28 protein-coding genes are annotated in these 25,066 nt (G+C 59.4%); 14 read left to right on the forward strand and 14 right to left on the reverse strand.

The features are described from left to right. Window positions 1–66: 66 nt before the first annotated feature. The 5 genes from ND528_RS21445 to colR all read right to left on the reverse strand — a co-directional run bounded on the left by ND528_RS21445 (window position 67) and on the right by colR (window position 3,793). The gene (locus ND528_RS21445) at window positions 67–294 is read right to left on the reverse strand and encodes a hypothetical protein (protein ID WP_016773424.1); all 228 of its coding nucleotides are present in this window, start codon (window positions 292–294) and stop codon (window positions 67–69) included. Between the two features lie 2 nt (window positions 295–296). Beyond that, window positions 297–1,013, reverse strand: a complete 717-nt coding sequence (locus ND528_RS21450) for a lipopolysaccharide kinase InaA family protein (RefSeq protein ID WP_130912038.1) — start codon at window positions 1,011–1,013, stop codon at window positions 297–299. Between the two features lie 3 nt (window positions 1,014–1,016). Continuing rightward, the gene (locus ND528_RS21455; RefSeq protein WP_212617053.1) at window positions 1,017–1,685 is read right to left on the reverse strand and encodes a class I SAM-dependent methyltransferase; all 669 of its coding nucleotides are present in this window, start codon (window positions 1,683–1,685) and stop codon (window positions 1,017–1,019) included. A 151-nt stretch (window positions 1,686–1,836) separates the two neighbouring features. Continuing rightward, window positions 1,837–3,120 (reverse strand): sensor histidine kinase, encoded by a 1,284-nt coding sequence (locus tag ND528_RS21460; protein WP_130912036.1) that lies wholly within the window; start codon window positions 3,118–3,120, stop codon window positions 1,837–1,839. Continuing rightward, on the reverse strand, window positions 3,110–3,793 hold the full coding sequence (gene colR, locus ND528_RS21465) for a two-component system response regulator ColR (protein ID WP_016773421.1): 684 nt from the start codon (window positions 3,791–3,793) through the stop codon (window positions 3,110–3,112). The genes ND528_RS21460 and colR overlap by 11 nt, the downstream gene beginning before the upstream one ends. Window positions 3,794–4,003: 210 nt before the next feature. On the opposite strand from colR, the gene ND528_RS21470 reads away from it, so the two are divergent. Next, entirely contained in the window at window positions 4,004–4,747 is a 744-nt protein-coding gene (locus tag ND528_RS21470; RefSeq protein ID WP_024014149.1) for a phosphatase PAP2 family protein, read from the forward strand. A gap of 189 nt (window positions 4,748–4,936) precedes the next feature. Here ND528_RS21470 and groL read toward each other — a convergent pair whose 3' ends face one another. From groL to ND528_RS21490, 4 genes are all read right to left on the reverse strand, one after another. Then, window positions 4,937–6,583, reverse strand: a complete 1,647-nt coding sequence (gene groL, locus ND528_RS21475; RefSeq protein ID WP_064365078.1) for a chaperonin GroEL — start codon at window positions 6,581–6,583, stop codon at window positions 4,937–4,939. A 50-nt stretch (window positions 6,584–6,633) separates the two neighbouring features. Then, complete coding sequence (locus ND528_RS21480) at window positions 6,634–6,927, reverse strand: co-chaperone GroES (protein ID WP_007916610.1); 294 nt, start codon at window positions 6,925–6,927, stop codon at window positions 6,634–6,636. Between the two features lie 259 nt (window positions 6,928–7,186). Then, the gene (locus ND528_RS21485; protein ID WP_137214053.1) at window positions 7,187–7,663 is read right to left on the reverse strand and encodes an FxsA family protein; all 477 of its coding nucleotides are present in this window, start codon (window positions 7,661–7,663) and stop codon (window positions 7,187–7,189) included. A 71-nt stretch (window positions 7,664–7,734) separates the two neighbouring features. Continuing rightward, window positions 7,735–8,460 (reverse strand): HugZ family pyridoxamine 5'-phosphate oxidase, encoded by a 726-nt coding sequence (locus ND528_RS21490; protein WP_263471201.1) that lies wholly within the window; start codon window positions 8,458–8,460, stop codon window positions 7,735–7,737. A 163-nt stretch (window positions 8,461–8,623) separates the two neighbouring features. Here ND528_RS21490 and ND528_RS21495 point away from each other — a divergent pair, with 163 nt between their 5' ends. Next, a complete protein-coding gene (locus ND528_RS21495) occupies window positions 8,624–9,382 on the forward strand; it encodes an SDR family oxidoreductase (RefSeq protein ID WP_263471202.1) in 759 nt (252 codons plus the stop codon). Between the two features lie 131 nt (window positions 9,383–9,513). Here the strand turns inward: ND528_RS21495 and apbC are convergent, their stop codons facing one another. Beyond that, window positions 9,514–10,608: an iron-sulfur cluster carrier protein ApbC gene (gene apbC, locus ND528_RS21505; protein ID WP_039758331.1), complete on the reverse strand. Its 1,095-nt coding sequence runs from the start codon at window positions 10,606–10,608 to the stop codon at window positions 9,514–9,516. 320 nt (window positions 10,609–10,928) lie between these two features. Between apbC and metG the strand changes: the two genes are divergently transcribed. From metG to ND528_RS21545, 8 genes are all read left to right on the forward strand, one after another. Next, on the forward strand, window positions 10,929–12,980 hold the full coding sequence (gene metG, locus ND528_RS21510) for a methionine--tRNA ligase (RefSeq protein WP_071173428.1): 2,052 nt from the start codon (window positions 10,929–10,931) through the stop codon (window positions 12,978–12,980). A gap of 114 nt (window positions 12,981–13,094) precedes the next feature. After that, a complete protein-coding gene (locus ND528_RS21515; protein ID WP_137214057.1) occupies window positions 13,095–13,664 on the forward strand; it encodes an Rnf-Nqr domain containing protein in 570 nt (189 codons plus the stop codon). After that, a complete protein-coding gene (gene rsxB / locus ND528_RS21520; protein WP_263471203.1) occupies window positions 13,661–14,665 on the forward strand; it encodes an electron transport complex subunit RsxB in 1,005 nt (334 codons plus the stop codon). Before ND528_RS21515 ends, rsxB begins: the two co-directional genes overlap by 4 nt. Next, complete coding sequence (locus ND528_RS21525) at window positions 14,652–15,635, forward strand: RnfABCDGE type electron transport complex subunit D (protein ID WP_263471204.1); 984 nt, start codon at window positions 14,652–14,654, stop codon at window positions 15,633–15,635. The genes rsxB and ND528_RS21525 overlap by 14 nt, the downstream gene beginning before the upstream one ends. Beyond that, entirely contained in the window at window positions 15,632–16,237 is a 606-nt protein-coding gene (locus ND528_RS21530; protein WP_263471205.1) for an RnfABCDGE type electron transport complex subunit G, read from the forward strand. The genes ND528_RS21525 and ND528_RS21530 overlap by 4 nt, the downstream gene beginning before the upstream one ends. Beyond that, a complete protein-coding gene (locus tag ND528_RS21535) occupies window positions 16,234–16,806 on the forward strand; it encodes an Rnf-Nqr domain containing protein (protein ID WP_263471206.1) in 573 nt (190 codons plus the stop codon). Before ND528_RS21530 ends, ND528_RS21535 begins: the two co-directional genes overlap by 4 nt. Continuing rightward, window positions 16,803–17,441 carry an endonuclease III gene (nth, locus tag ND528_RS21540; RefSeq protein WP_016773410.1) on the forward strand — a complete coding sequence of 213 codons (639 nt, stop codon included), beginning with the start codon at window positions 16,803–16,805 and terminating at the stop codon, window positions 17,439–17,441. The genes ND528_RS21535 and nth overlap by 4 nt, the downstream gene beginning before the upstream one ends. Window positions 17,442–17,548: 107 nt before the next feature. Continuing rightward, window positions 17,549–17,728 carry a PA3496 family putative envelope integrity protein gene (locus ND528_RS21545; RefSeq protein WP_130912026.1) on the forward strand — a complete coding sequence of 60 codons (180 nt, stop codon included), beginning with the start codon at window positions 17,549–17,551 and terminating at the stop codon, window positions 17,726–17,728. Between the two features lie 88 nt (window positions 17,729–17,816). On the opposite strand, the gene ND528_RS21550 is transcribed toward ND528_RS21545, so the two are convergent. Continuing rightward, entirely contained in the window at window positions 17,817–18,443 is a 627-nt protein-coding gene (locus ND528_RS21550; RefSeq protein WP_130912025.1) for a response regulator transcription factor, read from the reverse strand. Between the two features lie 418 nt (window positions 18,444–18,861). Between ND528_RS21550 and ND528_RS21555 the strand changes: the two genes are divergently transcribed. Further along, entirely contained in the window at window positions 18,862–19,575 is a 714-nt protein-coding gene (locus tag ND528_RS21555; protein WP_130912024.1) for a hypothetical protein, read from the forward strand. Window positions 19,576–19,696: 121 nt separating this feature from the next. Here the strand turns inward: ND528_RS21555 and ND528_RS21560 are convergent, their stop codons facing one another. Next, the gene (locus ND528_RS21560; RefSeq protein WP_011335737.1) at window positions 19,697–20,914 is read right to left on the reverse strand and encodes an argininosuccinate synthase; all 1,218 of its coding nucleotides are present in this window, start codon (window positions 20,912–20,914) and stop codon (window positions 19,697–19,699) included. Between the two features lie 129 nt (window positions 20,915–21,043). Next, on the reverse strand, window positions 21,044–21,958 hold the full coding sequence (locus ND528_RS21565; RefSeq protein ID WP_041479867.1) for a flagellar protein MotY: 915 nt from the start codon (window positions 21,956–21,958) through the stop codon (window positions 21,044–21,046). Between the two features lie 160 nt (window positions 21,959–22,118). Here ND528_RS21565 and pyrC point away from each other — a divergent pair, with 160 nt between their 5' ends. Both pyrC and rnt read left to right on the forward strand, forming a co-directional pair. Then, on the forward strand, window positions 22,119–23,165 hold the full coding sequence (pyrC, locus tag ND528_RS21570; protein ID WP_263471207.1) for a dihydroorotase: 1,047 nt from the start codon (window positions 22,119–22,121) through the stop codon (window positions 23,163–23,165). After that, window positions 23,162–23,839 carry a ribonuclease T gene (rnt, locus tag ND528_RS21575; RefSeq protein WP_130912022.1) on the forward strand — a complete coding sequence of 226 codons (678 nt, stop codon included), beginning with the start codon at window positions 23,162–23,164 and terminating at the stop codon, window positions 23,837–23,839. Before pyrC ends, rnt begins: the two co-directional genes overlap by 4 nt. A gap of 72 nt (window positions 23,840–23,911) precedes the next feature. On the opposite strand, the gene ND528_RS21580 is transcribed toward rnt, so the two are convergent. Further along, window positions 23,912–24,514 carry a peroxiredoxin gene (locus ND528_RS21580; RefSeq protein ID WP_003227723.1) on the reverse strand — a complete coding sequence of 201 codons (603 nt, stop codon included), beginning with the start codon at window positions 24,512–24,514 and terminating at the stop codon, window positions 23,912–23,914. Window positions 24,515–24,826: 312 nt separating this feature from the next. Here ND528_RS21580 and ND528_RS21585 point away from each other — a divergent pair, with 312 nt between their 5' ends. Next, window positions 24,827–25,045 (forward strand): bacterioferritin-associated ferredoxin, encoded by a 219-nt coding sequence (locus ND528_RS21585; protein WP_003227725.1) that lies wholly within the window; start codon window positions 24,827–24,829, stop codon window positions 25,043–25,045. Window positions 25,046–25,066: the final 21 nt, after the last annotated feature.

Genomic DNA, 25,066 nt, shown 5'->3' on the forward strand with positions numbered 1-25,066 from the left:
TCTTGAAAGTCGTGGAATAAAAAAGGCCTCGCATCTGCGAGGCCTTTTATTTGGGCTTCAATCGTTTCAACTGGCTGGCCTCATTCCCTGGGACAGGCCGAACATGAACAACAGCAAATCATGATCGGGCTGGGTCGCAACGGAGGCCTTGGCCACCCGTGGAACCGAGCAGTGAGCGTCGTTCCCGGACGCTCCTATGACCTGCATGCGCGGCTGCTCCCAGGCAGCCACCGCCAGTGAAGCAACTGCCAAGGCCCCAACCAGGAACAAACCTCGTGCAATTTCGAGTTTCATCGCTATAAACCTTTGATAGCGCTGCCAAACGCCGTCTCATAAAAGTAGACGAGTTTTTTCCAGTCGGCATCGCGGAACGACGAATGGCGACGCAGTTGCTTCATGTCATGTCGGGCGGCGCGATAGGCGGTCAGACGCTGACGGCACTTCTCCAGATCGATCAGCGCCACTTCAACCTGCGCCGCTTCGCCTTCACCGGTCACCCGGACGAAAACATGCTTGATGTAGATGCAGCTGTGTTGCCAGCGGCCCTTGTGCATGCGCGCCAGGTTTTCGGCGAGGTCCTTGAGGACTCGCTCGTAAACCACGTTGTCACATTGATCGCGACCACCGACGGCGGCCAGCCAGTGCTCCAGTTCCTGGAAGCCGTCCAGCGACTTCGTCACCAGCAATGCGCGCCACTTGTGCTGAGGATCGGGCTGGGCGCCGCAGAAAACGATTTGCGGTACGCGGACACCGAGCTTGCTCACGCCGGTCAGCGCGTCGAGCTCACGCAATACGGTGGGGCGTCCGAACGGGTGAAGCCAGCTGCGATAGATGTGCCCGGTCTGGCGCTTGGCGTACAACAGCTGACCGTCACGGTCGACGATGCGCTGCACCCCGCTTTCGCCACCACGGCGCACATTGGGCTCTTCAACCCATTCGCCGCGCTGGTTCCAGTAATGATCGAAACGATCCTGGGGAGCGACATTCGCTTCAACCGCTGCTTGCACTGCCATCCTCTACCTCTTGCGTAATACGTAAACTCGCCACATCGCATAGAGCGGTATGAAGTCCAGTTGTTCCTGAATGCGGAAACCCGCCTGTTCGAATTCTTTCTCGATCGTCGCCGCCGGAATCAGAAAACGATTCTGATAGTCATGGCTCGGCCGTTCCCGCTCGGCGCGCTTGCGCTTCCAGGCCTTGAAATTGCCGTCGACCCACAACGAAACAATCACACTGTCACGGGTCACCCGCTCGAACTCGCGCAGGATCACCCGGCGGTGCTCGGCCTCGCCGATGTGGTGCAGCAGACGCATGCAAAAGATGCTGTCGACCGAGTTATCCGGCAGAGCGATGTCGAATGCCGAGGTGTGCAGTGGTTGCACGCGCTTGACCACTTCGGCCGGTTGCCCTCGCAACGCGGTCTTGATCATCGATTCGGAATTGTCCGCACCGATGATTACCCGGTTGGGCTTTTCCGCAAGCATTGGCCAGAAACGCCCGGCACCACATGGCAGATCCAGCACCAGTCCGGGGTCACCCGCGAGCGCCAGGGCCTTGCGACCCACTTGCTCGTCGCGCCAGTGCGACAGGCGGCGACCAAGGCTTTCCTGATGCTTGCGCAGATATCGTTGTGCGTGTTGGTCGTCGTACTTTTCGGAAAAATCGAGCTTGATCGGGCCGGCCATCATCTGGACTCCTGAGTTCTGATGACGCCACCTTAAGCAGCGACCTGTCAGCGTCAGGTCATCCAATTGTGAAAATTCTGTCAGGTAAATCCGCAAATTATTACAACGTTATACAGGATTCAGACAGCTGTACGGGAGTAGCCTCGAGCCACTATTTGCCGGCATTCACGCCAAGATCTACCTCGAATCGGCAGCCATTGGGCTCCATCGTGCTCAGGCTCACCGTCCATCCCTGGTTTTCACAGATGCGTTGCACCAGCGACAAGCCCAGGCCGAGACCTTCGCCACGTTTCTCGCTGCCGCGTACAAAGGGCTCGAACATCGCCTCGCGTTTTTCCTCGGGAATGCCCACGCCCGAATCCTCGACAACAAAACCGTTGGCGGTGAGGGTCAGGCGAATGAAGCCCTGTTCGGTGTAGTGCAGCGCGTTACGCAGAAGATTGCCCATGACCGCGTTCAGCAAGGTCGCGTTGTAGCGAGTGTCCGGTGGGTTGCCCGGCTCGAACATCAGCGTCAGGCCCTTGCGCTCGATCGGCTCACGCCACAGGCACAACAGGCTTTCGGCGACTTGCGTGAGATTCTGCTGCGGCGCCGCCGCGGCTTCTTCGTTCTGTGTGCGTGCCAGCATCAGGAAAGTCTGTACCAGTTCGCGCATCTCTTCGCTGGCCCGGGCAATGCGCTCGACCTGCGCGCGACCGCGCTGATCGATACCGGGGTTTTCCAGCAGCAGTTCGCAGGAACTGGCCAGGACCATCAGCGGCGTGCGCAGCTCATGGCTGACGTCACTGGTGAACAGGCGTTCGCGGGTCAGCGCCTGACGCAAGCGCCCCAGCGTGGCATCGAATGCCACCGCCAGCTCACCGACTTCATCCGCTGCGTAATCCGGCGCCAAGGGTGGCGCCAGGCCGAGCAACTGGTCGCGATGACGGACCTGCCGCGCCAGGCGCACCACCGGCGCCATCACTTTGCGGGCGAGCACCCAGCCAAGGAACACCGCCAGCGCCAGACTGAGCACGAAGCCGACCAGCACCACAGCAAACAGCACGCGCTCGCGCTCTTCGAAATCGCTTTGATCCTGCAGCAAAACATAACGCCGACCATCCACCACTTCGACCATGGCGTGATAGGACAGCTGCTCGCGAAATACCTCATGGAAACCTGCATCGAGGTGACGCAGATCCTTGGGCAGGTCGAAATCCCCTGGCCCGCCGCTGAAATAGAACAGCTGATCCGGCTCGGGCCGGTGGCTCCAGTCGGAGACGTTGTCCATCAGCAGCAGACGTTGCAGGTCGCCGCCCAGCCCCGCAGAAATCAGTTTCTCTTCCACCAGGTGCACCGTCGCGACGATGCCCATGGCGAAGGCGCCAGCCACCAGCGCACTCATCAGTGCAAAGGCGATGATGATCCGCTGGGAAAGACTCTGCTTAAACTCCATCTCGCCCCTCGGCCAAGCGATAACCCACACCGTGCACGGTGTGCAGCAGTGGCTTGGCGAATGGCTTGTCGATCACCTGGCGCAATTGGTGAACATGGCTGCGCAGGCTGTCGCTGTCCGGGCAGTCATCGCCCCACAGCGCTTCTTCGAGAATCTCCCGACGCAGCACGTGCGGGCTCTTCTGCATCAGCACTGCGAGCAGCTTGAGGCCGACCGGGTTGAGCTTGAGCAACTTGCCTTCGCGGGTCACTTCGAGAGTGTCGAGGTCGTAGCTCAGGTCGCCGACCTGCAATGCCCGGCGACCGCCGCCCTGAGCACGGCGCATGACCGCTTCGACGCGCGCCGCCAGTTCGGACAGAGCGAACGGTTTGATCAGGTAGTCGTCGGCGCCGGACTTGAAGCCCTGCAGCCGGTCGTCGAGTTGATCGCGGGCGGTGAGCATGATCACCGGCGTGTCGCGCCGGGCATCTTCACGCAGGCGTTTGCACAAGGTGTAGCCGTCGATGCCGGGCAGCATGATGTCGAGCACGATCAGGTCGTAATGCTCGGTCGCCGCCAGATGCAGACCGGACAGGCCGTCTTGTGCGCAATCGACGGTATAGCCTTTCATGCCCAGGTAATCGGCCAGATTGGCCAGGATGTCACGGTTGTCTTCGACCAGCAGAATTCGCATGGACATCTCCTCCGAACGGGGTAACGGCCGTCTTGGCCCGCGCAGCTTACGGCCAAGTGTGGCTCAGGGCTAGGGGCGTTTTTCGATAAACCTGCACTGCGCGCGCTGCGACGTTTTTTTCACTTTCGGTTAACAAATCGCCGACGCCAGCGCGCGCAGACTCCGCGCGATTGCGCCTTCACTCTCTCTTCATCGACCAAGGAACCTGCCATGGTGTCGACCTCTGCCCTTCCCGCTTCAAGACCGCTGAACTGGTGGTTGTGTCTGGGCATTCCCGCAGCGGCGGCGATCATTCTGCTGTTGCTCGAACTGACCGATCTGGACATGGTTCTGGCGCAGATGTTCTACGACCCGGTGGCCGGGGACTTCATCGGGCGGCACAGCTATTTTCTTGAAGACATCCTGCATGACCGGGCGAAACAGCTGGTGATCGGCTTCTCGGTGTTTGCCATCCTCGGTTTCATCGGCGCGTTTTTCATCGAAAGACTGAAACCGTTCAAGCGCGAACTGGGCTGCCTGGTGCTGTCGCTGGGGCTGGCGACTTCGTTTGTCACCCCGGTCAAAGCCGTCACCGCCGTGCAATGCCCGTGGAGCCTGGAGCAATTCGGCGGTCACGAGACCTACAGCAAACTGATGGAGCATCGCCCCGCCACCGACAAACCGGGACGTTGCTGGCCGGGTGGCCATGCGGCGACCGGGTTTACGTTGTTTGCTTTGTTCTTCGTGTTGCGCGACCGCCGCCCGCGACTGGCGCGGCAGGCATTTGTGTTTGCCTTTGCGCTGGGCTCGGTGTTCTCGATCAGCCGCATGATGCAGGGCGCGCACTTCTTTTCGCACAACGTGTGGACGGCGATTTTTTGCTGGCTGATCTGTCTGGGGGCTTATTACTGGGTGCTGTATCGCCCGGCTGGCAAGACTTCGACGGCGATGAACACACAGCCGATCAATGCCTGAAATAAACAACCTGTGGGAGCGAGCCTGCTCGCGAATTGTCGGCTCAACTGGCTTGCATGTCGGATGACAGACCGCTTTCGCGAGCAGGCTCGCTCCCACAGGGGATACCAGTGAGCTTCGAAATTGGGGCAATAAAAAACCCCGCCGACTTTCGCCAGCGGGGTTTTGCGTTACAGGGCCAGGGCTGGCTTACATCATGCCGCCCATGCCACCCATGCCGCCCATGTCTGGCATACCGCCGCCAGCTGCACCTTCTTTCTTCGGTGCGTCGGCAACAGCTGCTTCGGTGGTCAGGATCAGACCGCCGATGGAGGCTGCAGCTTGCAGAGCCGAACGGGTTACCTTGGTTGGGTCCAGGATACCCATTTCGATCATGTCGCCGTATTCGCCGGAAGCGGCGTTGTAACCGAAGTTACCTTTGCCGTTCTTCACTTCGTTGACGACTACGCTTGGCTCGTCACCGGAGTTGGCAGCGATCTGACGCAGCGGCGCTTCAACAGCGCGACGCAGCACAGCGATACCGACGTTCTGGTCAGCGTTGTCGCCGGTCAGCTCGGTCAGTGCTTCCAGAGCACGGATCAGCGCCACGCCACCGCCAGGTACCACGCCTTCTTCAACGGCTGCGCGGGTTGCGTGCAGGGCGTCTTCAACGCGGGCTTTCTTCTCTTTCATTTCAACTTCGGAACCAGCGCCAACCTTGATCACTGCAACGCCGCCGGACAGCTTGGCCAGACGCTCTTGCAGTTTTTCACGGTCGTAGTCCGAGGAAGTTTCGGCAACCTGGGCACGGATCTGAGCGATACGGCCTTCGATGTCAGCCTGTACGCCAGCACCGTCAACGATGATGGTGTTTTCCTTGGACAGGGTGACGCGCTTGGCGTTACCCAGGTGCTCCAGGGTGGTGCTTTCCAGGCTCAGACCGATCTCTTCGGAGATAACGGTACCGCCGGTCAGAACGGCGATGTCCTGCAGCATGGCCTTGCGACGGTCGCCGAAGCCCGGTGCCTTGACGGCAGCGACTTTGACGATGCCACGCATGTTGTTCACAACCAGAGTCGCCAGGGCTTCGCCTTCAACGTCTTCGGCCACGATCAGCAGTGGGCGGCCGGCTTTGGCAACGGCTTCCAGCACTGGCAGCATTTCGCGGATGTTCGAGATCTTCTTGTCGACCAGCAGGATCAGCGGGCCGTCGAGCTCGGCAACCATGGTGTCCGGCTTGTTGACGAAGTATGGCGACAGGTAGCCACGGTCGAACTGCATGCCTTCTACAACCGACAGTTCGTTTTCCAGGCCCGAGCCTTCTTCAACGGTAATCACGCCTTCTTTACCGACTTTTTCCATGGCTTCGGCAATGATGTCGCCGATGGAGTTGTCGGAGTTGGCCGAGATGGTGCCGACCTGAGCGATGGCTTTGAAGTCAGCGCATGGCTTGGACAGGGCTTTGAGCTCTTTGACAATGGCGATGGTCGCCTTGTCGATGCCACGTTTCAGGTCCATCGGGTTCATGCCGGCAGCGACGGCTTTCAGGCCTTCGTTGACGATCGACTGAGCCAGAACGGTAGCGGTGGTAGTACCGTCACCAGCGTCATCGTTGGCACGGGAGGCAACGTCTTTGACCAGCTGCGCGCCCATGTTTTCGAAGCGATCTTCGAGTTCGATCTCTTTGGCGACGGAAACGCCGTCCTTGGTGATGGTCGGAGCGCCGAAGCTCTTCTCGAGGATCACGTTACGGCCTTTCGGGCCCAGGGTCGCTTTTACCGCGTCAGCCAGAACGTTGACGCCTTTGAGCATCTTGGAGCGGGCGGCATCGCCGAACTTAACTTCTTTAGCAGCCATGATCGATATTCCTTAAATACTTTGTAGTAGCGGGAAAATGAACGGGGATATCAGCCTTCGATAACCGCGAGGATTTCGTTCTCGCTCATTACCAGCAGGTCTTCGCCATCGACTTTCACAGTGTTGCTGCCGGAGTAAGGACCGAACACAACCTTGTCGCCTTCCTTCACGGACAGTGCACGCACTTCACCGTTTTCCAGAGCTTTGCCCGGGCCTACAGCGAGAATCACACCGTGGTTGGCTTTTTCAGCAGCCGAACCTGGCAGGACGATACCGCCAGCGGTTTTCTTTTCTTCTTCGCTGCGACGGATGACGACGCGGTCATGCAGAGGACGAAGCTTCATTGTCGATCTCTCCTAATTGTGGTTTTCATCGGCCGGTGTAGTCCCGGCGGGTTTAACGAATCCGGCCTGCGCCGGTTGCGGTCCGTCGAGCGAACCGCGCAAGTCTGTCCGGTTTGAATACCGGAAACCTTTCGGTGACCGATACATAGGGGCGCACAAGCCGATTACAAGGGCTGATGGAAAAAATTTTTCATCGCCACACAGCAAAAAAGCGCCATAAAAGAGCACGGCACCCGAAGGTGCCGTGTCGATGCTGATGTCACTTGTTGTCGCGATGTTCGAACTCGCCTTCGATCACATTCGGCTCTCGACCGAGCGGCTCGCGCGGGGCCGGGCCGCCGCGGGGTTGCAGGTCGTCGGCGAAGGCGCGCTGGCGCATGGCCTGGTCTTCGGCGCGCTGGCGCATCTTGTTCGCCAGCAGACGCCGGGTGACCGGCAACAGCATCACCAGACCGACCACGTCACTGATGAAACCGGGAATGATCAACAGGCCACCGGCCAACGCCAGCATCAGGCCTTCGAGCATGGTCTGCGCGGGCAATTCGCCGCGATTCAGACTTTCCCGGGCACGCAATGCGGTGGCCAGACCGGCGACGCGCAGGACGAACACACCGAACGCCGAGCCGAGAATGATCAGCAGCAGGGCCGGGAAGAACCCGATAGAGCCTGCCACTTTGACGAATACGAACAGCTCCAGCACTGGAAACAGCAGAAAGAGCAACAGAAAAGGGCGCATCAAAGTTTCCTCAACGCAAGAAATGCCTTGCAGTAAGCCTTAGATGACGTCGCCCTTGCGTGAATTCAAGCTTAACTTTGCGCTTTTTTCGGCCAGGAATGGGCGTGAGCCAGAGAAACCAAGGCCTCGCGCACTTGTGTCGGCGTATTACATGGCGCCGCGAAGGGCAACCAATAGACGGCCTGACCGATGCGCAGGTGCATGCCTTCGCTGTCGATCCCGGCCAGTTGCGCCGGCGTGCTGTTGGGCAGCCCGGCCAGCTCGACGTAATGGGCAATGGCTTTGGCGTGATCGCTGTTCATGTGCTCGACCATGCTGATTTCAGCCTTGCCGGCGAACGGGTTGGCCAGGGTCAGATCGTCGATCCAGTGGATCGCACCAAAGCCGCCGATGTAGCGATGGCGCACCGGATTGAGCACCCAGAAATCGAAATCGTGGGCCTGGTGATAATTCTGCGAGTCGGGGAAATAGCGGTAATAGCGTTCGGCGGCGGCCTCGATGGCTGCCGGGTCTTCGAGTTTCTGCGCTTGGGCCAGATAGGTCAGCCGCCCGACCGCCTGCACATCGTCGGCCTCGCGCTCGCCCACCAGCATCGAACACTTCGGATCTTTCTGCAGGTTATGCGTGTGCTGGGCGATGCGGCTGATCAGGATCAGCGGCCGGCCCTGCTCGTCCAGGCAATACGGCACCACCGAACCAAAGGGAAAACCCGGCATCGATTTGGAGTGGGTCGACAGCACTCCACGGTATTCCTTGAGAAGCAATTCTCGGGCATTCTTCGCCACTTCAGCGCTCAATTTGTGACTCCTTAAATGGGTTCCGTCTAGAAAACGGACAGGCGCGCAGCGAAAAGTAACCGGCGCGCATCGGGCAAATGTTCGTGTGCAACCAGGCCTGACCGGTACCGATCGAGCGTTGCCGACAACAAAAACAACTCAGACCTGCCAGCGGGACATGCGAATGCAACTCAACGACAAAGTAATCATTATCACTGGCGGTTGCCAGGGTTTGGGCCGTTCCATGGCCGAGTATTTCGCCGGCAAGGGCGCGAAACTGGCCCTGGTCGATCTGAATCAGGAAAAACTCGACGACGCCGTCGCCGCCTGCAAAGCCAAGGGTGTCGAAGCGCGCAGCTATCTGTGCAACGTCGCCAGTGAAGAACAGGTCGAGCACATGGTCGCGCAAGTGGCCGAAGACTTCGGCGCCATCCACGGCCTGATCAACAACGCCGGGATCCTGCGCGATGGTCTGCTGCTGAAGGTCAAGGACGGCGAGATGACCAAGATGAGCCTGGCGCAGTGGCAGGCAGTGATCGACGTCAACCTGACCGGCGTGTTTCTTTGCACCCGAGAAGTCGCGGCGAAGATGGTCGAGCTGAAGAACAGCGGCGCGATCATCAATATTTCCTCGATCTCCCGTGCGGGCAACGTCGGCCAGACCAACTATTCCGCCGCCAAGGCTGGCGTAGCGGCAGCGACCGTAACCTGGGCGAAGGAACTGGCGCGTTACGGCATTCGCGTCGCGGGCATTGCGCCGGGCTTCATCGAAACCGAAATGACTTTGGGCATGAAGCCGGAAGCGCTGGAGAAGATGACGTCGGGCATTCCGCTCAAGCGCATGGGCAAGCCGGAAGAGATCGCCCATTCGGCGGCGTATATCTTCGAAAACGACTACTACACCGGGCGGATTCTGGAGATGGATGGCGGGTTGCGCATCTGACTGTCACCCTGAAACAAATGTGGGAGCGAGCCTGCTCGCGAATGCGGTGTGTCATTCAACCCATTGGTTGTCTGATCTACCGCTTTCGCGAGCAGGCTCGCTCCCACAGGTTTTTCAGCGCTGCTGATGGATCAATCGTCGCTGATGGTGATGTTCGGCATCGCCGGCGTGGCCGCTTCCTGCAAGACAATGCGCGCGCCGACGTGACGGGCCAGCTCCTGATAGACCATGGCAATCTGGCTGTCCGGCTCGGCGATGACGGTTGGCTTGCCGCCATCGGCCTGTTCGCGGATCAGCATCGACAGCGGCAGTGAGGCCAGCAGTTCGACGCCGTACTGGGTGGCCAGTTTTTCGCCGCCACCTTCACCGAACAGATGCTCGGCATGCCCGCAGTTCGAGCAGATGTGCACGGCCATGTTTTCCACCACGCCCAGCACCGGAATGTTGACTTTGCGGAACATCTCCACGCCTTTGCGTGCGTCGAGCAGCGCCAGATCCTGCGGCGTAGTGACGATCACCGCACCGGCCACCGGGACTTTCTGCGCCAGGGTCAGTTGGATGTCGCCAGTTCCTGGCGGCATGTCGATGACCAGATAATCCAGATCGCCCCAGGCAGTTTGCGTGACCAGTTGCAGCAGCGCCCCGGAAACCATCGGCCCGCGCCAGACCATCGGCGTGTTGTCGTCGGTCAGGAACGCCATCGACATGACTTCCACGCCGTGGGCCTTGAGCGGCACGAACCATTTCTGATCCTTGACCTCAGGACGGGTGCGCTCGGGAATGCCGAACATGATGCCCTGGCTCGGGCCGTAGATATCGGCGTCGAGGATGCCGACTTTGGCGCCTTCGCGGGCCAGCGCCAGCGCGAGGTTGGCAGCGGTGGTGGATTTGCCCACGCCACCCTTGCCGGACGCGACGGCGACGACGTTCTTGACGTTGGCCAGCCCCGGAATCTGCGCCTGGGCCTTGTGCGCGGCGATCACGCTGGCGATCTCGACTTTAGCCGCAGTGACACCTTCGAGGTTTTCGATAGCCAGTTGCAGCATTTGCGCCCAACCGCTCTTGAACAAGCCGGCGGCGTAGCCGATTTCCAGCTGCACATTGACGCGGTCACCGATGATCTCGATGTTTTTCACGCAACCGGCGCTGACCGGGTCCTGGTTCAGGTAAGGGTCGGTGTATTGGCTGAGGACGGCTTCCACCGCTGCGCGAGTGACGGCGCTCATGGGCAACTCCGATAACAAGACTGGAAAAGATGGCGGCTATCGTACGCTGGACACCGATTTGAGGCGAACAGATTACTTGCGCTGAAAAGCCACTGTGGTGAGGGGATTTATCCCCGTTGGGTGGCGAAGCCGCCCCAAAACCTGCGCCCCCGGTACATCAGGAGCTGCGTGTGTAACGATATCCACGACTGCTGCGCAGCCGAACGGGGATAAATCCCCTCACCACTCGAGCTCTCAAAGTACCCGGTGGCGCAGGGGTGAAAAATATGCGCCGGCGCTTTATAGTGGCCGACCTCCGTTTCATCAAGTAGCGAAGCCCCATGTCCGAGCCACGCAAGATCCTCGTCACCAGCGCCCTGCCCTACGCCAATGGTTCGATCCACCTTGGCCACATGCTGGAATACATCCAGACCGATATGTGGGTGCGCTTCCAGAAGCATCGCGGCAACCAATGCATCTATGTCTGCGCCGACGACGCCCACGGTTCGGCGATCATGCTGCGCGCGGAAAAGGAAGGCATCACCCCGGAACAACTGATCGCCAACGTGCAGGCTGAACACAGCGCCGACTTTGCCGACTTCCTCGTCGATTTCGACAATTTCCACTCCACTCACGCCGAAGAAAACCGTGAGCTGTCGAGCCAGATCTACCTCAAGCTGCGTGACGCCGGGCACATCGCCCAGCGCTCGATCACCCAGTATTTCGACCCGGAAAAGAAAATGTTCCTGGCCGACCGCTTCATCAAGGGCACCTGCCCGAAATGCGGCACCGAAGACCAGTACGGCGACAACTGCGAAAAATGCGGCGCGACCTACGCACCGACTGACCTGAAGGATCCGAAGTCGGCGATCTCCGGCGCCACCCCGGTGCTCAAGGATTCCCAGCACTTCTTCTTCAAGCTGCCGGACTTCCAGCAAATGCTGCAGGCCTGGACACGCAGCGGCACCCTGCAGGACGCCGTGGCCAACAAGATCGCCGAATGGCTGGACGCCGGCCTGCAGCAGTGGGACATTTCCCGCGATGCGCCGTATTTCGGCTTCGAGATTCCGGGCGAACCGGGCAAGTATTTCTACGTGTGGCTGGATGCGCCGATCGGTTACATGGCCAGCTTCAAGAACCTCTGCAACCGCACGCCGGAGCTGGACTTCGACGCGTTCTGGGGCAAGGATTCGACTGCCGAGCTGTACCACTTCATCGGCAAGGACATCGTCAATTTCCACGCGCTGTTCTGGCCAGCCATGCTCGAAGGCGCCGGCTACCGCAAGCCGACCGGCATCAACGTGCACGGCTACCTGACCGTCAATGGTCAGAAAATGTCCAAGTCGCGCGGCACCTTCATCAAGGCCCGCACTTATCTGGATCATCTGTCGCCGGAATACCTGCGCTATTACTACGCAGCCAAGCTGGGCCGTGGCGTCGATGACCTCGATCTGAACCTCGAAGACTTCGTGCAGAAGGTCAACTCCGACCTGGTCGGCAAAGTGGTCAACATCGCCAGCCGTTGCGCCGGATTTATCCACAAAGGCAACGGCGGCCTGCTGGTCGACAACAATGCCGCGCCGGAGCTGACCGAGGCTTTCCTCGCCGCCGCGCCGAGCATTGCCGACGCCTACGAGGCCCGCGATTTTGCCCGCGCCATGCGTGAAATCATGGCCCTGGCTGACCGCGCCAACGCGTGGATCGCCGACAAGGCGCCGTGGTCGTTGAACAAGCAGGAAGGCAAGCAGGATGAAGTCCAGGCAATCTGCGCCACCGGCATCAACCTGTTCCGCCAGTTGGTGATCTTCCTCAAACCGGTACTGCCGCTGCTGGCCGCCGATGCCGAGGCGTTCCTCAACGTCGCGCCGCTGACCTGGAATGACCACACCACCCTGCTGGCCAATCACCAGCTCAACGAATTCAAGCCGTTGATGACCCGCATCGACCCGGTAAAAGTGCAAGCCATGACCGACGCCTCCAAGGAAGACCTGACCGCCAGCCAGACCGACACTGGCGCAGCCGCCCCGGCGGGCAATGGCGAACTGGCCAAGGATCCGCTGTCGCCGGAAATCGATTTCGACGCCTTTGCTGCCATCGATTTGCGCGTCGCTCTGATCGTCAAGGCCGAACACGTCGAAGGCGCCGACAAGCTGCTGCGCCTGACCCTCGACATCGGTGACGAGCAACGCAACGTGTTCTCCGGGATCAAGAGCGCCTACCCGGACCCGTCCAAGCTCGACGGTCGCCTGACCATGATGATCGCCAACCTCAAGCCACGGAAAATGAAGTTCGGTATTTCCGAAGGCATGGTGATGGCGGCAGGTCCCGGCGGTGAAGAGATCTACCTGCTGAGCCCTGACAGCGGCGCCAAGCCGGGTCAGCGCATCAAGTAAGACGTTGCCGTAAAGCGATCCCACCGACGTGCGCTGCATGCCGGTGGGATTTTTCATATCTGGCCCGATAGTGCCTACCCTTAAGAGACACCCGCCCGTTTCGCTGGCAGAACCATGACCGAACTCGTGTTAACGCTGATCAGTGCTGCGCTGCTCAACAATTTCGTGTTGCACTGGCCGCTGGGCGTCGCTCCGCTGCTGGCGGGCAACCGACGCCAGGTGCATGCGCTGGGGTTGGCGACGTTGTGCCTGATGGTGGTGGTCGGCGTTATCGGTCAGGCGATCTGGCAGTGGATACTGCTGCCGTTGCAGCTTGAAGCGCTGCGCCTGTTCGTGTTTCTGCCGTCGAGTGTGTTGTTGATCACGCCGCTGCTGAAACTGCTGGCGCGCGGGCTGCCGGATTGGCCGTTCGACGGATTGTGGCCGCTGCTGCTCGGCAATGCCGGCGTACTCGGGCTGGCGTTGATCAATGCGCAAAATGATCAAGGCCTGCTGCACGCGACAGCATTGAGTTTCGGCGCCGGGCTGGGTTTCTGGCTGGTGTTGAGTGTGTTCTGCGACCTGCGCGAGCGCACGGCCGACAACGATATTCCCCTGCCCTTTCGCGGCCTGCCGATCGACCTGATCAGCGCCGGACTGATCGCAGTGATTTTTCTCGGATTCAGTGGATTGATCAAAACATGAGTCTGCTTCAACGCATCGATGCCCTGCTGCCGCAGACCCAATGCGGCAAGTGCGGACATCCCGGATGCAAACCCTATGCACAAGGCATTGTTGACGGCGAGCCGATCAACAAGTGCCCGCCGGGCGGCGAAGAAACCATCGCTGCCCTGGCCGAGCTGTTGAAAATACCGGTCCTGGAACTGGACATCAGCCGTGGCCCGGCACCGCCGCAAGTCGCCTTCATCCGCGAGGCCGAATGCATCGGCTGCACCAAGTGCATTCAGGCCTGCCCGGTCGACGCCATCGTCGGCGCGGCAAAACTCATGCACACGGTGCTGATCGACGAGTGCACCGGTTGTGATCTGTGCGTTGCGCCGTGCCCGGTCGACTGCATCGAAATGCATCCTTTGCCTGCGAACACGACTGCCGTGGTTGGCGGTCTTGCGTTCGATCCGGAAGAGCAGCGCGCCCGAGCAATCAAGCGTGACCACGCGCGCCAGCGTTTCGAGCGTCGCAACCAGCGCCTGCTGCGTGAAGAACAGCAAAAGCAGGCTGAACGTGAAGCGCGAGCCGCGCGTGCGGCACAACCGCAAGTCTCGACCGCCGACCCGGTGCAGGCTGCACTTGAGCGGGTGCGCGCACAAAAAGCCGCGAGCGCCGATGCGGCGCTGAAGAAGGCCAAGGTCGATGTGGCGATGAGTCGGGCTCAATTGCACAAATCGCTGAAAGCCTTCGGTCATCCGCCGACGTTCGAGCAGCAGTCGCAATTGATCGTCCTGCAGCAACAATTCGAAGCCGCCGAGCAAGCACTGGCGAACCTGGAAAGCAGCCAACCGGCGCTTCCCGTCGCCCCTGCTCCGAGCAACGACGCGGAGTTGAAGCGGGCCAAGATCCAGTTGGCCATGCGTCGTGCCGAACTGAAAAAAGCCCAGGCGGCGGAGGCTGCGCCGGAGCAGATCGCAGCACTGGAGCAAGCCGTGACTGACGCCGAGCGCCAGGTGCAAGACCATGCCACCCCTTGAGGCAGCGGACGATCGCCTGCAACAGGCGATGAATACCGTGCTGCTCGCAGCGCTGCCGGGGCTGCTCGCTTTGTTCTGGCTGTATGGCTGGGGCGTGTTGATCAATCTGCTGTTGGCGGTTGCCAGTGCTTTGCTCGTCGAAGCCGGGGTCGCCCATTTGCGTCGGCAAGCGGTGCAAGCGGCACTGCGTGATGGCAGCGCGCTGGTCAGTGCAATGTTGCTGGCCGTTGCGCTGCCGGCTTATTGCCCTTGGTGGCTGACGGTCACGGCGACCGCTTCAGGCTTGTTGTTCGGCAAGCACCTGTATGGCGGCGTCGGCAGAAATCCGTTCAACCCGGCGATGCTTGGCTTTGCCCTGAGCATGGTGCTGTTTCCGCAAGCGATGACGCATTGGCCCGGTCATGGCCTCGATTTCCTCTCGGCGTTGCATCAGGTTTTCAACCCGACTCCAGCACCAGACGCCTGGGCGCAGGCCACGGCACTGGACAGTCTGCACATCAATAAAAGCCTGACCATCGATGAGCTGTTCGCCAGCAACCCGGCCTTCGGCCGCTTCGGCGGGCGCGGTGTGGAATGGGTGAATCTGGCGTTTCTGCTCGGCGGCCTGCTGCTGTTGCAGCGGCGGATTTTTTCCTGGCATGCGCCAGTTGGTATGCTCGCCAGCCTGTTCGTCATCAGCCTGTTGTGCTGGAACGGATCGGGGTCCGATTCCCATGGTTCGCCGCTGTTTCATCTGCTCAGCGGCGCGACCATGCTCGGTGCATTTTTTATCGTGACCGAACCGGTGTCCGGCGCGAAAAGCGCCCTCGCCCGCCTGCTGTTCGGCATTGGCGTCGGCTTGCTCACCTATCTGATTCGCACTTGGGGTGGTTACCCGGACGGCGTCGCGTTTGCGGTATTGCTGATGAATCTGCTGGTGCCGACGCTGGAGCGCTTCGCCGCCAGCCACCAGTTGAAGGTGAACGCGTGAACCGCTCGGCGAGCGTCGTGACGGTCGTGCTGCTGGCACTCGTTGGCGTGAGCGCAACATACGTGCTGCAGCGCAGCAGTGCACCGCAGATTGCCAGCGAGCAGCGTTTGCTCGACAGCCGCAAATTGCTTGATGTGCTTCCTTCGGGGTACTACGACAATCAGCCGCTGGAACAACCGCTGACGCTCATCGACTCATCGCTGCGCCATAGCACGCTGTCGGGCGGCTATCGAGCGACCCGCTCCGGACAGACAGTCGCGGTGCTGTTGCGCAGTCGCAGCGAAGGTTACGCAGGTACTCTGGAACTGCTGATAGCCATCGATGCAAACGGCAGAGTTCTGGGCGTGAAAACCCTTGAGCAGCGCGAAACGCCGGGATTGGGTGGTCACATCGGTGAATGGCCGAACTCCTGGCTTCAGGCCTTCATCGGCAAATCCCGTACAGAGCCGACAGATGCCGGTTGGGCGCTGAAAAAGGATCAGGGGCAGTTCGATCAAATCGCTGGCGCGACCATAACCTCCCGTGCCGCCGTCAACGCGATTCATGACGCACTGCGTTATTTCGATGAGCATCGGGCGCTGCTGCTGGGGAATGGCCAATGAGACGCACGGTGAGTTTATTGATGCTGGTGCCGCTACTGGGCGCCACACAAACGTTGAGCGCTGCACTGGGGATAACCTTGATGCTCGGCGCGGTACTTGGCGCTTTTGCCATCTGCATGTCACCGCTGCGCGACCGGCTGACGGGCACCCGTACGTTGCTCGCCAGCCTGACACTTGCTGCGACGTTGACCAGTTGCGCGGATATTGTGGCGCAACGCTGGTTTTTGCCATGGCAGCAGGCGTCTGCGCTCTATATAGGGCTGCTTGCCTTGCAGTGCGTCGCTCTTGAATACAGTGGCCTCTTTCGCGAGCCCATCGCTGCCATTTTCAAACGCTGCACCCTGTTCGCCGCGCTCATGCTGTTGATCGGCGGGCTGCGTGAAATCCTTGGCCATGGCTCCCTTGGCCGAGGGCTGTCGGCGTCTTGGCAAGGTCTGGTTGTCTTCCCCGAGGGATTGCATCTGTTTACGCTGGTCCCCGGCGCTTTTGTTTTAACGGGCGTGCTTCTCGCCGCACGTCAGGCGTGGACACGCCGCCACTCTGTCATCAAGGAAACGCATCGCCCATGAATGCTGCAAAACGTCTTGAGATATTTCGCCGACTGCACGAAGACAATCCCGAGCCGAAAACCGAGCTGGCCTACTCTTCGCCGTTCGAGCTGCTGATTGCGGTGATTCTTTCGGCACAGTCCACCGATGTCGGCGTCAACAAGGCCACCGCCAAACTCTTCCCCGTCGCCAATACGCCCGCCGCTATTCACGCGCTGGGGGTCGAAGGCCTGTCCGAGTACATCAAGACCATCGGCCTGTACAACAGCAAGGCGAAGAACGTCATTGAAACCTGTCGCTTGCTGGTTGAACGCCATGGCGGGGAAGTGCCGCAAACCCGCGAAGAACTCGAAGCCCTGCCCGGCGTCGGGCGCAAGACTGCCAATGTGGTGCTAAATACCGCTTTCCGGCAATTGACCATGGCGGTCGACACGCACATCTTCCGCGTCAGCAATCGCACCGGCATCGCGCCGGGGAAAAATGTGGTGGAAGTTGAAATGAAATTGATGAAGTTTGTACCGAAAGAATTCCTGCTCGACTCACACCACTGGTTGATTCTGCACGGCCGTTATGTGTGCCTGGCACGCAAACCGCGCTGCGGCAGCTGCCGCATCGAAGATTTGTGCGAATACAAACACAAAACTTCTGACGATTGAGCCATCATCAGTTTTCCGTATCCATCGATTGAAAAAATCTTTTTTACCCGCCGCACTAATGTCGATATAAGGAGCGCCAAAGGCAGTCTTAGCCGGGAGTCGACTTCATGAGTACCGATAAAGAACAACTGGATGTGGAAGAAGATTTTATTGTCGCTGATGCCGATGACGCGGAGCCGGTGGTGGAAGTGGCTAAAACCAACCTCAGCAAGCGTCGCACAATCGACAACCTGCTTGAGGAGCGCCGATTGCAAAGACAATTGGCCGACTACGATTTTGATCTCTGATACCTGAAGGCCTCCCTGAACGGAGGCTTTTCATTTTCTGCGACAACCGAGCTTGATCGGCCCATGACGGTCTCAGCTGTCGAATCGTTCAAACCAGGCCATTGCGCTGCGCCAACTCGATCAGATCAACCAGAGACCGCGCATTGAGTTTCAGCAACAGACGAGTCTTGTAAGTGCTCACAGTCTTGTTGCTCAAAAACATGCCGTCTGCGATCTCCTTGTTGGTCTTGCCGCGGGCCAATTGCTGCAACACCATCATCTCCCGTCCGGACAGTCGATCAACCATGTCCGCTTCACTCGCATTGCCCAGACTGGTTCGCACGGTATGCAGCGCCTGATTAGGGAAATAGCTGTAGCCGGACAGAACAGCCTTGATCGCACTGAGCAATTCGGTGAGATCCTGTTGCTTGCATACATAACCCGCTGCGCCGGACTGCATACAGCGCATCGAAAAATGTCCCGGAGCCTGGGAAGTCAGCACCAGAACTTTCACCGGCATGGCAGTGGAAGTCAGGCGAGCAATAACTTCCAGACCATCAAGTTTTGGTATGCCTATATCGAGAATGACAAGGTCCGGCAGTTGTTCACGAGCAATTTGTAGTGCATCAACGCCATTATCCGTTTCTGCAATGACTTCGTAGCCATGCCGTTCCATCAGCATACGTACCGCAAGTCGAATGACGGGATGGTCATCCACGATCAGCACTTTATTCATGGGCAAGTCCAGTTTTCGCTGTTCGAATTTTTAGAACACGCACGATATCCCAGTCACTTGCTTCAAGGCATGGCAACTTTTACACGCACTTGCATCGAGAGACATTCCCTACAAGCATCGAAGATAATTCCCACAAATCGGCCACTCTCGACCCGTCATAACCTCCTTCCTGCCTTCCTTATGGCGGCGAAACCTGGATTGCCGTGCAGGCAAATCCTACGCATCGCTGGTCCTGCGTGACGTCCCTGCTCACAATCAATTGGACATATAAGGTAACGAACCGGCAACAAGACACGTTCGACACCACATCATTGATTCTATAAAACTTGGAAATAAACACTTGCTACTTGCATGAACGTTTTTGCTGTAAATGGAAACATTGAACTTTCAACTAAACGCAGAAGATGGAACTCAACCCATGCTGAAGATAAAAAACCAGATCACCAACCCCATGACAGTCATTGCCATATTTGCGATTCTTTCGGAAACTTCCGCTGCGGTCTCGCTGCCTTTTCTGGACAACAAGGACCGGGAAATTTACGTGTGGTTTCTGATCAGCTTTCCCTTTTATTTGTTATTTCTGTTTTTTATCACGCTCAACTTCAATCACCGGTCGCTTTATTCGCCATCCGACTTTGGCAAAGACAAAAGCTTTTTGAAGACGACAGAGCATCAGGAGCGAGACGACAAACGCAACGCACTGCTTCGCGAAACAGGCGAGCATTGCGCTTTCGAGCTGACCAGTTGCATCGTGTCAGCCAAAACCGGCCCTGGCCGATTCCCGCGTCCATGCAGAATTCACAACGCGCCAGACCCTCCACCCGGCACCAGGCGAAGAACCGATCCGGTTGTGCAGAACATCAAGCTGTCACCCTCGGTAGGCGAACTGACCATCATCGACGCGCGAGGTATCGATGCATCAAGGGAATTCGATGCGATCCTCGAAGCGCTCAAAAACGCAGAGAGGAAACATGCGCGCGTTCTCGTATTCCTGTGCAATCACGCCTCGGATTCGCTGGCCCACTGCGCACTGCAACAGATCAGGCAGGCGAAGAAAGGCCCAGGCGCCACACTTTGCATCGTGTACAACCTGTGTTCGCAGACAGTGACATTGCTCGGCAGAACGAGCTGACACCGCGACCAAGCCTGTGTACAGACAGAACAAGGACCGGCCTGATGAACCCTACTGAAAATCCGAAAAAAAAGGCGGCCCTGAACAGGCCGCCTTTTTTATGCGCGTCGGTCAGAGTCGCTCAGAACAACTTGCGACCCTTGTTGGCAGCAATACGCATGCGCAGCGCGTTGAGCTTGATGAAGCCTGCCGCGTCGGCCTGGTTGTAAGCGCCGCCGTCTTCTTCAAAGGTCGCGATGTTGGCGTCGAACAGTGAGTCGTCGGACTTGCGGCCAGTAACGATGACGTTGCCTTTGTACAACTTCAGGCGCACTACGCCGTTCACGTTGACCTGCGAAGCGTCGATCATCTGTTGCAGCATCAGACGCTCAGGGCTCCACCAGTAGCCGGTGTAGATCAGGCTGGCGTACTTGGGCATCAGCTCGTCTTTGAGGTGAGCGACTTCGCGGTCCAGAGTGATCGATTCGATGGCGCGGTGGGCGCGCAGCATGATGGTGCCGCCCGGGGTTTCGTAGCAGCCACGGGACTTCATGCCGACATAACGGTTTTCGACGATGTCGAGACGACCGATGCCGTGCTCGCCGCCGATCCTGTTCAGCGTCGCCAGTACGGTGGCCGGGGTCATTTCGACGCCGTCCAGCGCGACGATGTCGCCGTTGCGGTAGGTCAGTTCCAGGTACTGCGGGGTGTCGGGAGCCTTCTCCGGGGAGACGGTCCAGCGCCACATGTCTTCTTCGTGCTCGGTCCAGGTGTCTTCCAGCACGCCGCCTTCATAAGAGATGTGCAGCAGGTTGGCGTCCATCGAGTACGGAGATTTTTTCTTGCCGTGGCGTTCGATCGGGATCGCGTGCTTCTCGGCGTAGTCCATCAGCTTCTCGCGGGACAGCAGGTCCCACTCGCGCCAAGGGGCGATCACTTTCACGCCTGGCTTGAGCGCATAGGCACCCAGTTCGAAACGCACCTGGTCGTTGCCCTTGCCGGTGGCGCCGTGGGAAATGGCGTCGGCGCCGGTTTCGTTGGCGATTTCAATCAGGCGCTTGGCGATCAGCGGACGGGCGATGGAAGTACCCAGCAGGTACTCGCCTTCGTAAACGGTGTTGGCGCGGAACATCGGGAACACGAAATCTCGCACGAATTCTTCGCGCAGGTCATCGATGTAGATTTCTTTGACGCCCATGGCCTGAGCCTTGGCGCGGGCCGGCTCGACCTCTTCGCCTTGACCGAGATCAGCGGTGAAGGTCACCACTTCACAGTTATAAGTATCCTGCAGCCACTTGAGGATCACCGAAGTGTCCAGGCCGCCGGAATACGCCAGAACGACCTTGTTTACGTCCGCCATGCCATCACTCCACGGGGTTCTACGGAAAGCCGGGGAGTCTACCGCTCAAACGCGATAATTTACAGAGGCGCGACAGCTTAAGACGACAAAGCGACAGAATCTGTCGAGAGCGCGACGATGACCGGCGGGTCAGGAAGTCGCTGCGGCCGTGGCCGGCGTACTCGCTTGCGGCGCCGGCGCAGGAGCCGTGGTGGGTGCCACGCGCGACAGTTTCACGTTGACCCGACGGTTCTTCGCACGATTGGCCTTGCTGGTGTTCGGCACGATCGGATATTGCTCGCCGTGGAAACGCACGGTGATCTGCGATTCCTGAATGCCGTTGGCCTTGAAGAAATCCACCACCGCCAGCGCGCGGCGGCGCGACAATTCGCGGTTGGTCAGACGATTGCCGCTGTTGTCGGAATGACCGTCGAGGTCAATGTGGTTCACCGTCGGGTCGGCCTTCATGTATTCGAGCATCACTTGCAGCTTGGCCTTGGCAGCCGGGTCCAGCTCAACCCCTTCGCCGGGGAAGCCGATTTGCGACTGCTTGATCTGGTCGAAATTCTGCGGCAGCAATTTCGCCACACAGCCTTGATAGTCGTTGAACGCCTTGCTGAATTTCACCGGCAACAAACGCACTTCGGAGACGCGGCCATCGCCAGACGCACGGCGTACCACCGGGCTGCGACCATCCAGCAGACCGCTGATCAGACCACCGGCCTGCGACTGCGAGCTGTTGAACAAGACGTTGCCGCTGCCCAGCCGCACAGAGCCCAGATTGATGTCGCCACGCCCCGGCTGCCACGGTGCAGCGGCAGCGAGCAAGGTCGCCGAACCACCACCGAGCATGGCGTTATAGGCATTCAGGCGAAAGATCGCCTGCTCACCGGCCTTGCGCACGAACTCGCCCGAGCCGAAATCGGTGATCGGTTGCGTCAGGCGGCACTCGAACTGGTCGCCGGCGACCGTCCACTCAATGTTCTCCAGACGGGTCTGGTAGGTCAGCGCCATCGCGGGAAGGCTGGCAAACACACTGAGCAGGGCTAAATAACGCTGGCGCACGGGAGGCTCCATTGGCTTGTGAAACACAAACACCGATTCACACAATGTTTACGGCATACCTCCGGGATATCGGACGCTCGTGGCAAAACTTGATAGCGGGTGCCTGCAAGAGTCTTTTCCGGTAGCATTCGCCTCAGTTTGACCCGCCTGGAATCCCCTCATGTCCGACCGCCTGACCCTGCTGCGTCCCGACGACTGGCACATTCATCTTCGCGATGGTGCCGTGTTGACCAATACCGTTGCCGATGTGGCCCGCACCTTCGGGCGCGCGATCATCATGCCGAACCTGGTACCGCCGGTGCGCAACGCCGCTGAAGCCGACGGCTATCGCCAGCGCATTCTCGCTGCCCGCCCGGCCGGCAGTCAGTTCGAGCCGTTGATGGTGCTGTACCTCACCGACCGCACCCAACCGGAAGAAATTCGTCAGGCCAAGGCCAGCGGTTTCGTCTACGCCGCCAAGCTGTACCCGGCCGGCGCGACCACCAACTCCGATTCCGGCGTGACCAGCATCGACAAGATCTTCCCGGCGCTGGAAGCCATGGCCGAAGTCGGCATGCCGCTGTTGATCCACGGTGAAGTCACCCGTGGCGACGTCGATGTATTTGACCGCGAAAAGATTTTCATCGACGAGCACATGCGCCGCGTGGTCGAGCGTTTCCCGACGCTGAAAGTGGTGTTCGAACACATCACCACCGGCGACGCCGTGCAGTTCGTCAACGAGGCTTCGGCCAACGTCGGCGCGACCATCACCGCGCATCACCTGCTGTACAACCGCAACCACATGCTGGTCGGTGGGATTCGGCCGCACTTCTACTGCCTGCCGATCCTCAAGCGCAACACCCACCAGGAAGCCTTGCTCGACGCGGCCACCAGTGGCAGCACCAAGTTCTTCCTCGGCACCGACTCGGCGCCCCACGCCCAGCATGCCAAGGAAGCCGCCTGCGGTTGCGCCGGTTGCTATACCGCTTACGCCGCCATCGAGATGTATGCCGAAGCGTTCGAACAGCGTAACGCGCTGGACAAGCTCGAAGCCTTCGCCAGCCTCAACGGCCCGCGTTTCTACGGCCTGCCGGCAAACACCGATCGCATCACCCTGGTCCGCGAAGAATGGACCGCCCCGACCAGTCTGCCATTTGGCGAGCTGACCGTTATCCCGCTGCGCGCCGGTGAAAAACTGCGCTGGCGCCTGCTGGAGGAACACGCGTGAGTGAAGACAATTTCGACGATGAGCTGGACGGTCAAAGTGGTGGCGGCGGTTCCCGTCACCCGATGGCAGCGCGTTTTCGCGGCTACCTGCCGGTTGTCGTCGACGTAGAAACCGGTGGCTTCAACGCAGCCACCGATGCCCTGCTGGAGATTGCCGCGACCACCATCGCCATGGATGAAAAGGGTTTCGTCTACCCGGATCACACCTACTTCTTCCGCGTCGAGCCATTCGAAGGTGCGAACGTTGAAGCGGCAGCGCTGGAGTTCACCGGGATCAAGCTCGATCACCCGCTGCGCATGGCCGTCAGCGAAGAAACCGCGCTGACCGACATCTTCCGTGGCATTCGCAAGGCGCTGAAAGCCAACGGCTGCAAGCGGGCAATTCTGGTCGGGCACAACAGCAGTTTCGACCTGGGCTTCCTCAACGCAGCAGTTGCGCGCCTGGACATGAAGCGCAACCCGTTCCACCCGTTCTCCAGTTTCGACACCGCGACCCTGGCGGGTCTGGCGTATGGTCAGACCGTGCTGGCGAAAGCCTGTCAGGCGGCTGGCATCGATTTCGACGGTCGTGAAGCGCACTCGGCGCGCTACGACACCGAAAAGACCGCTGAGCTGTTCTGCGGCATCGTCAATCGCTGGAAGCAGATGGGCGGCTGGGAAGACTTCGACGACTGATCCTCGTCGAGCAAATCCCGCGCATGAAAAAACCGGCCACGTGGGCCGGTTTTTTTACCTCGACGTCGCGCCTTACAGGGCCGCAGCGTTCTCGGTCAGGTAAGCCGCAACGCCTTCCGGCGAAGCGTTCATGCCTTTGTCGCCTTTCTTCCAGTTGGCCGGGCAGACTTCGCCGTGCTCTTCGTGGAATTGCAGCGCGTCGACCAGACGGATCAGCTCTTCCATGTTACGGCCCAGCGGCAGGTCGTTGATGATCTGCGAGCGAACCACGCCTTTGTCGTCGATCAGGAACGCGCCACGGAAAGCCACGCCGCCTTCGGATTCAACGTCGTATGCCTTGGCGATGTCGTGCTTCATGTCGGCAGCCATGGTGTATTTCACCTGGCCGATGCCGCCATTGTTGACCGGGGTGTTGCGCCAGGCGTTGTGGGTGAAGTGCGAGTCGATCGACACGGCGATCACTTCAACGTTGCGTGCCTTGAAGTCAGCCATGCGATTGTCCAGAGCGATCAGCTCGGACGGGCAGACGAAGGTGAAGTCCAGTGGGTAGAAGAACACCAGGCCGTATTTGCCTTTGATGGCCGAGGACAGGGTGAAGCTGTCAACGATCTCGCCATTGCCGAGTACGGCCGGGACGGTGAAGTCTGGGGCTTGTTTGCCTACGAGTACGCTCATTGATATCTCCTGGTGTAGAAACTTGAAGTTCAAGGTCCGGGCCAGCCTGCCACCCTCAGGCGACAGCCCTGTGACACGAACCCTCTTCGCAAGGGACGACCATCATACACTGCGTATTTGGCCTGACCGTAACGGATTTTCCCTGTGCGGCTATCCACTGCGTATTCATTGGGTCAAGGTAGCGTCTGACAAATACCGTTCGTCAGTCGCCAGCAAATAGGCTGCGAAGCGTTCCGAAAGCACTTTGACAATCATTCTCGTTAACATTAAGATCCATCGCAATTGAGTCACAACCAGCGACGGTTCTTACTTATGTATGTTTGCCTCTGCACTGGCGTCACCGACGGACAGATCCGCGAAGCGATCTATGAAGGTTGCTGTAGCTACAAAGAAGTTCGCCAGGCCACCGGCGTCGCCAGCCAGTGCGGCAAATGCGCCTGCCTTGCCAAGGAAGTGGTGCGCGAAACCCTGACCAAGCTGCAAACCGCCCAGGCCGCGATCCCTTACCCGGTAGAATTTACTGCTGCGTAAATGCCCTCATTTCAAAGAACC

The sequence above is a fragment of the Pseudomonas mercuritolerans genome (genome assembly GCF_025706525.1).
GTDB classification, from domain to species: domain Bacteria; phylum Pseudomonadota; class Gammaproteobacteria; order Pseudomonadales; family Pseudomonadaceae; genus Aquipseudomonas; species Aquipseudomonas mercuritolerans.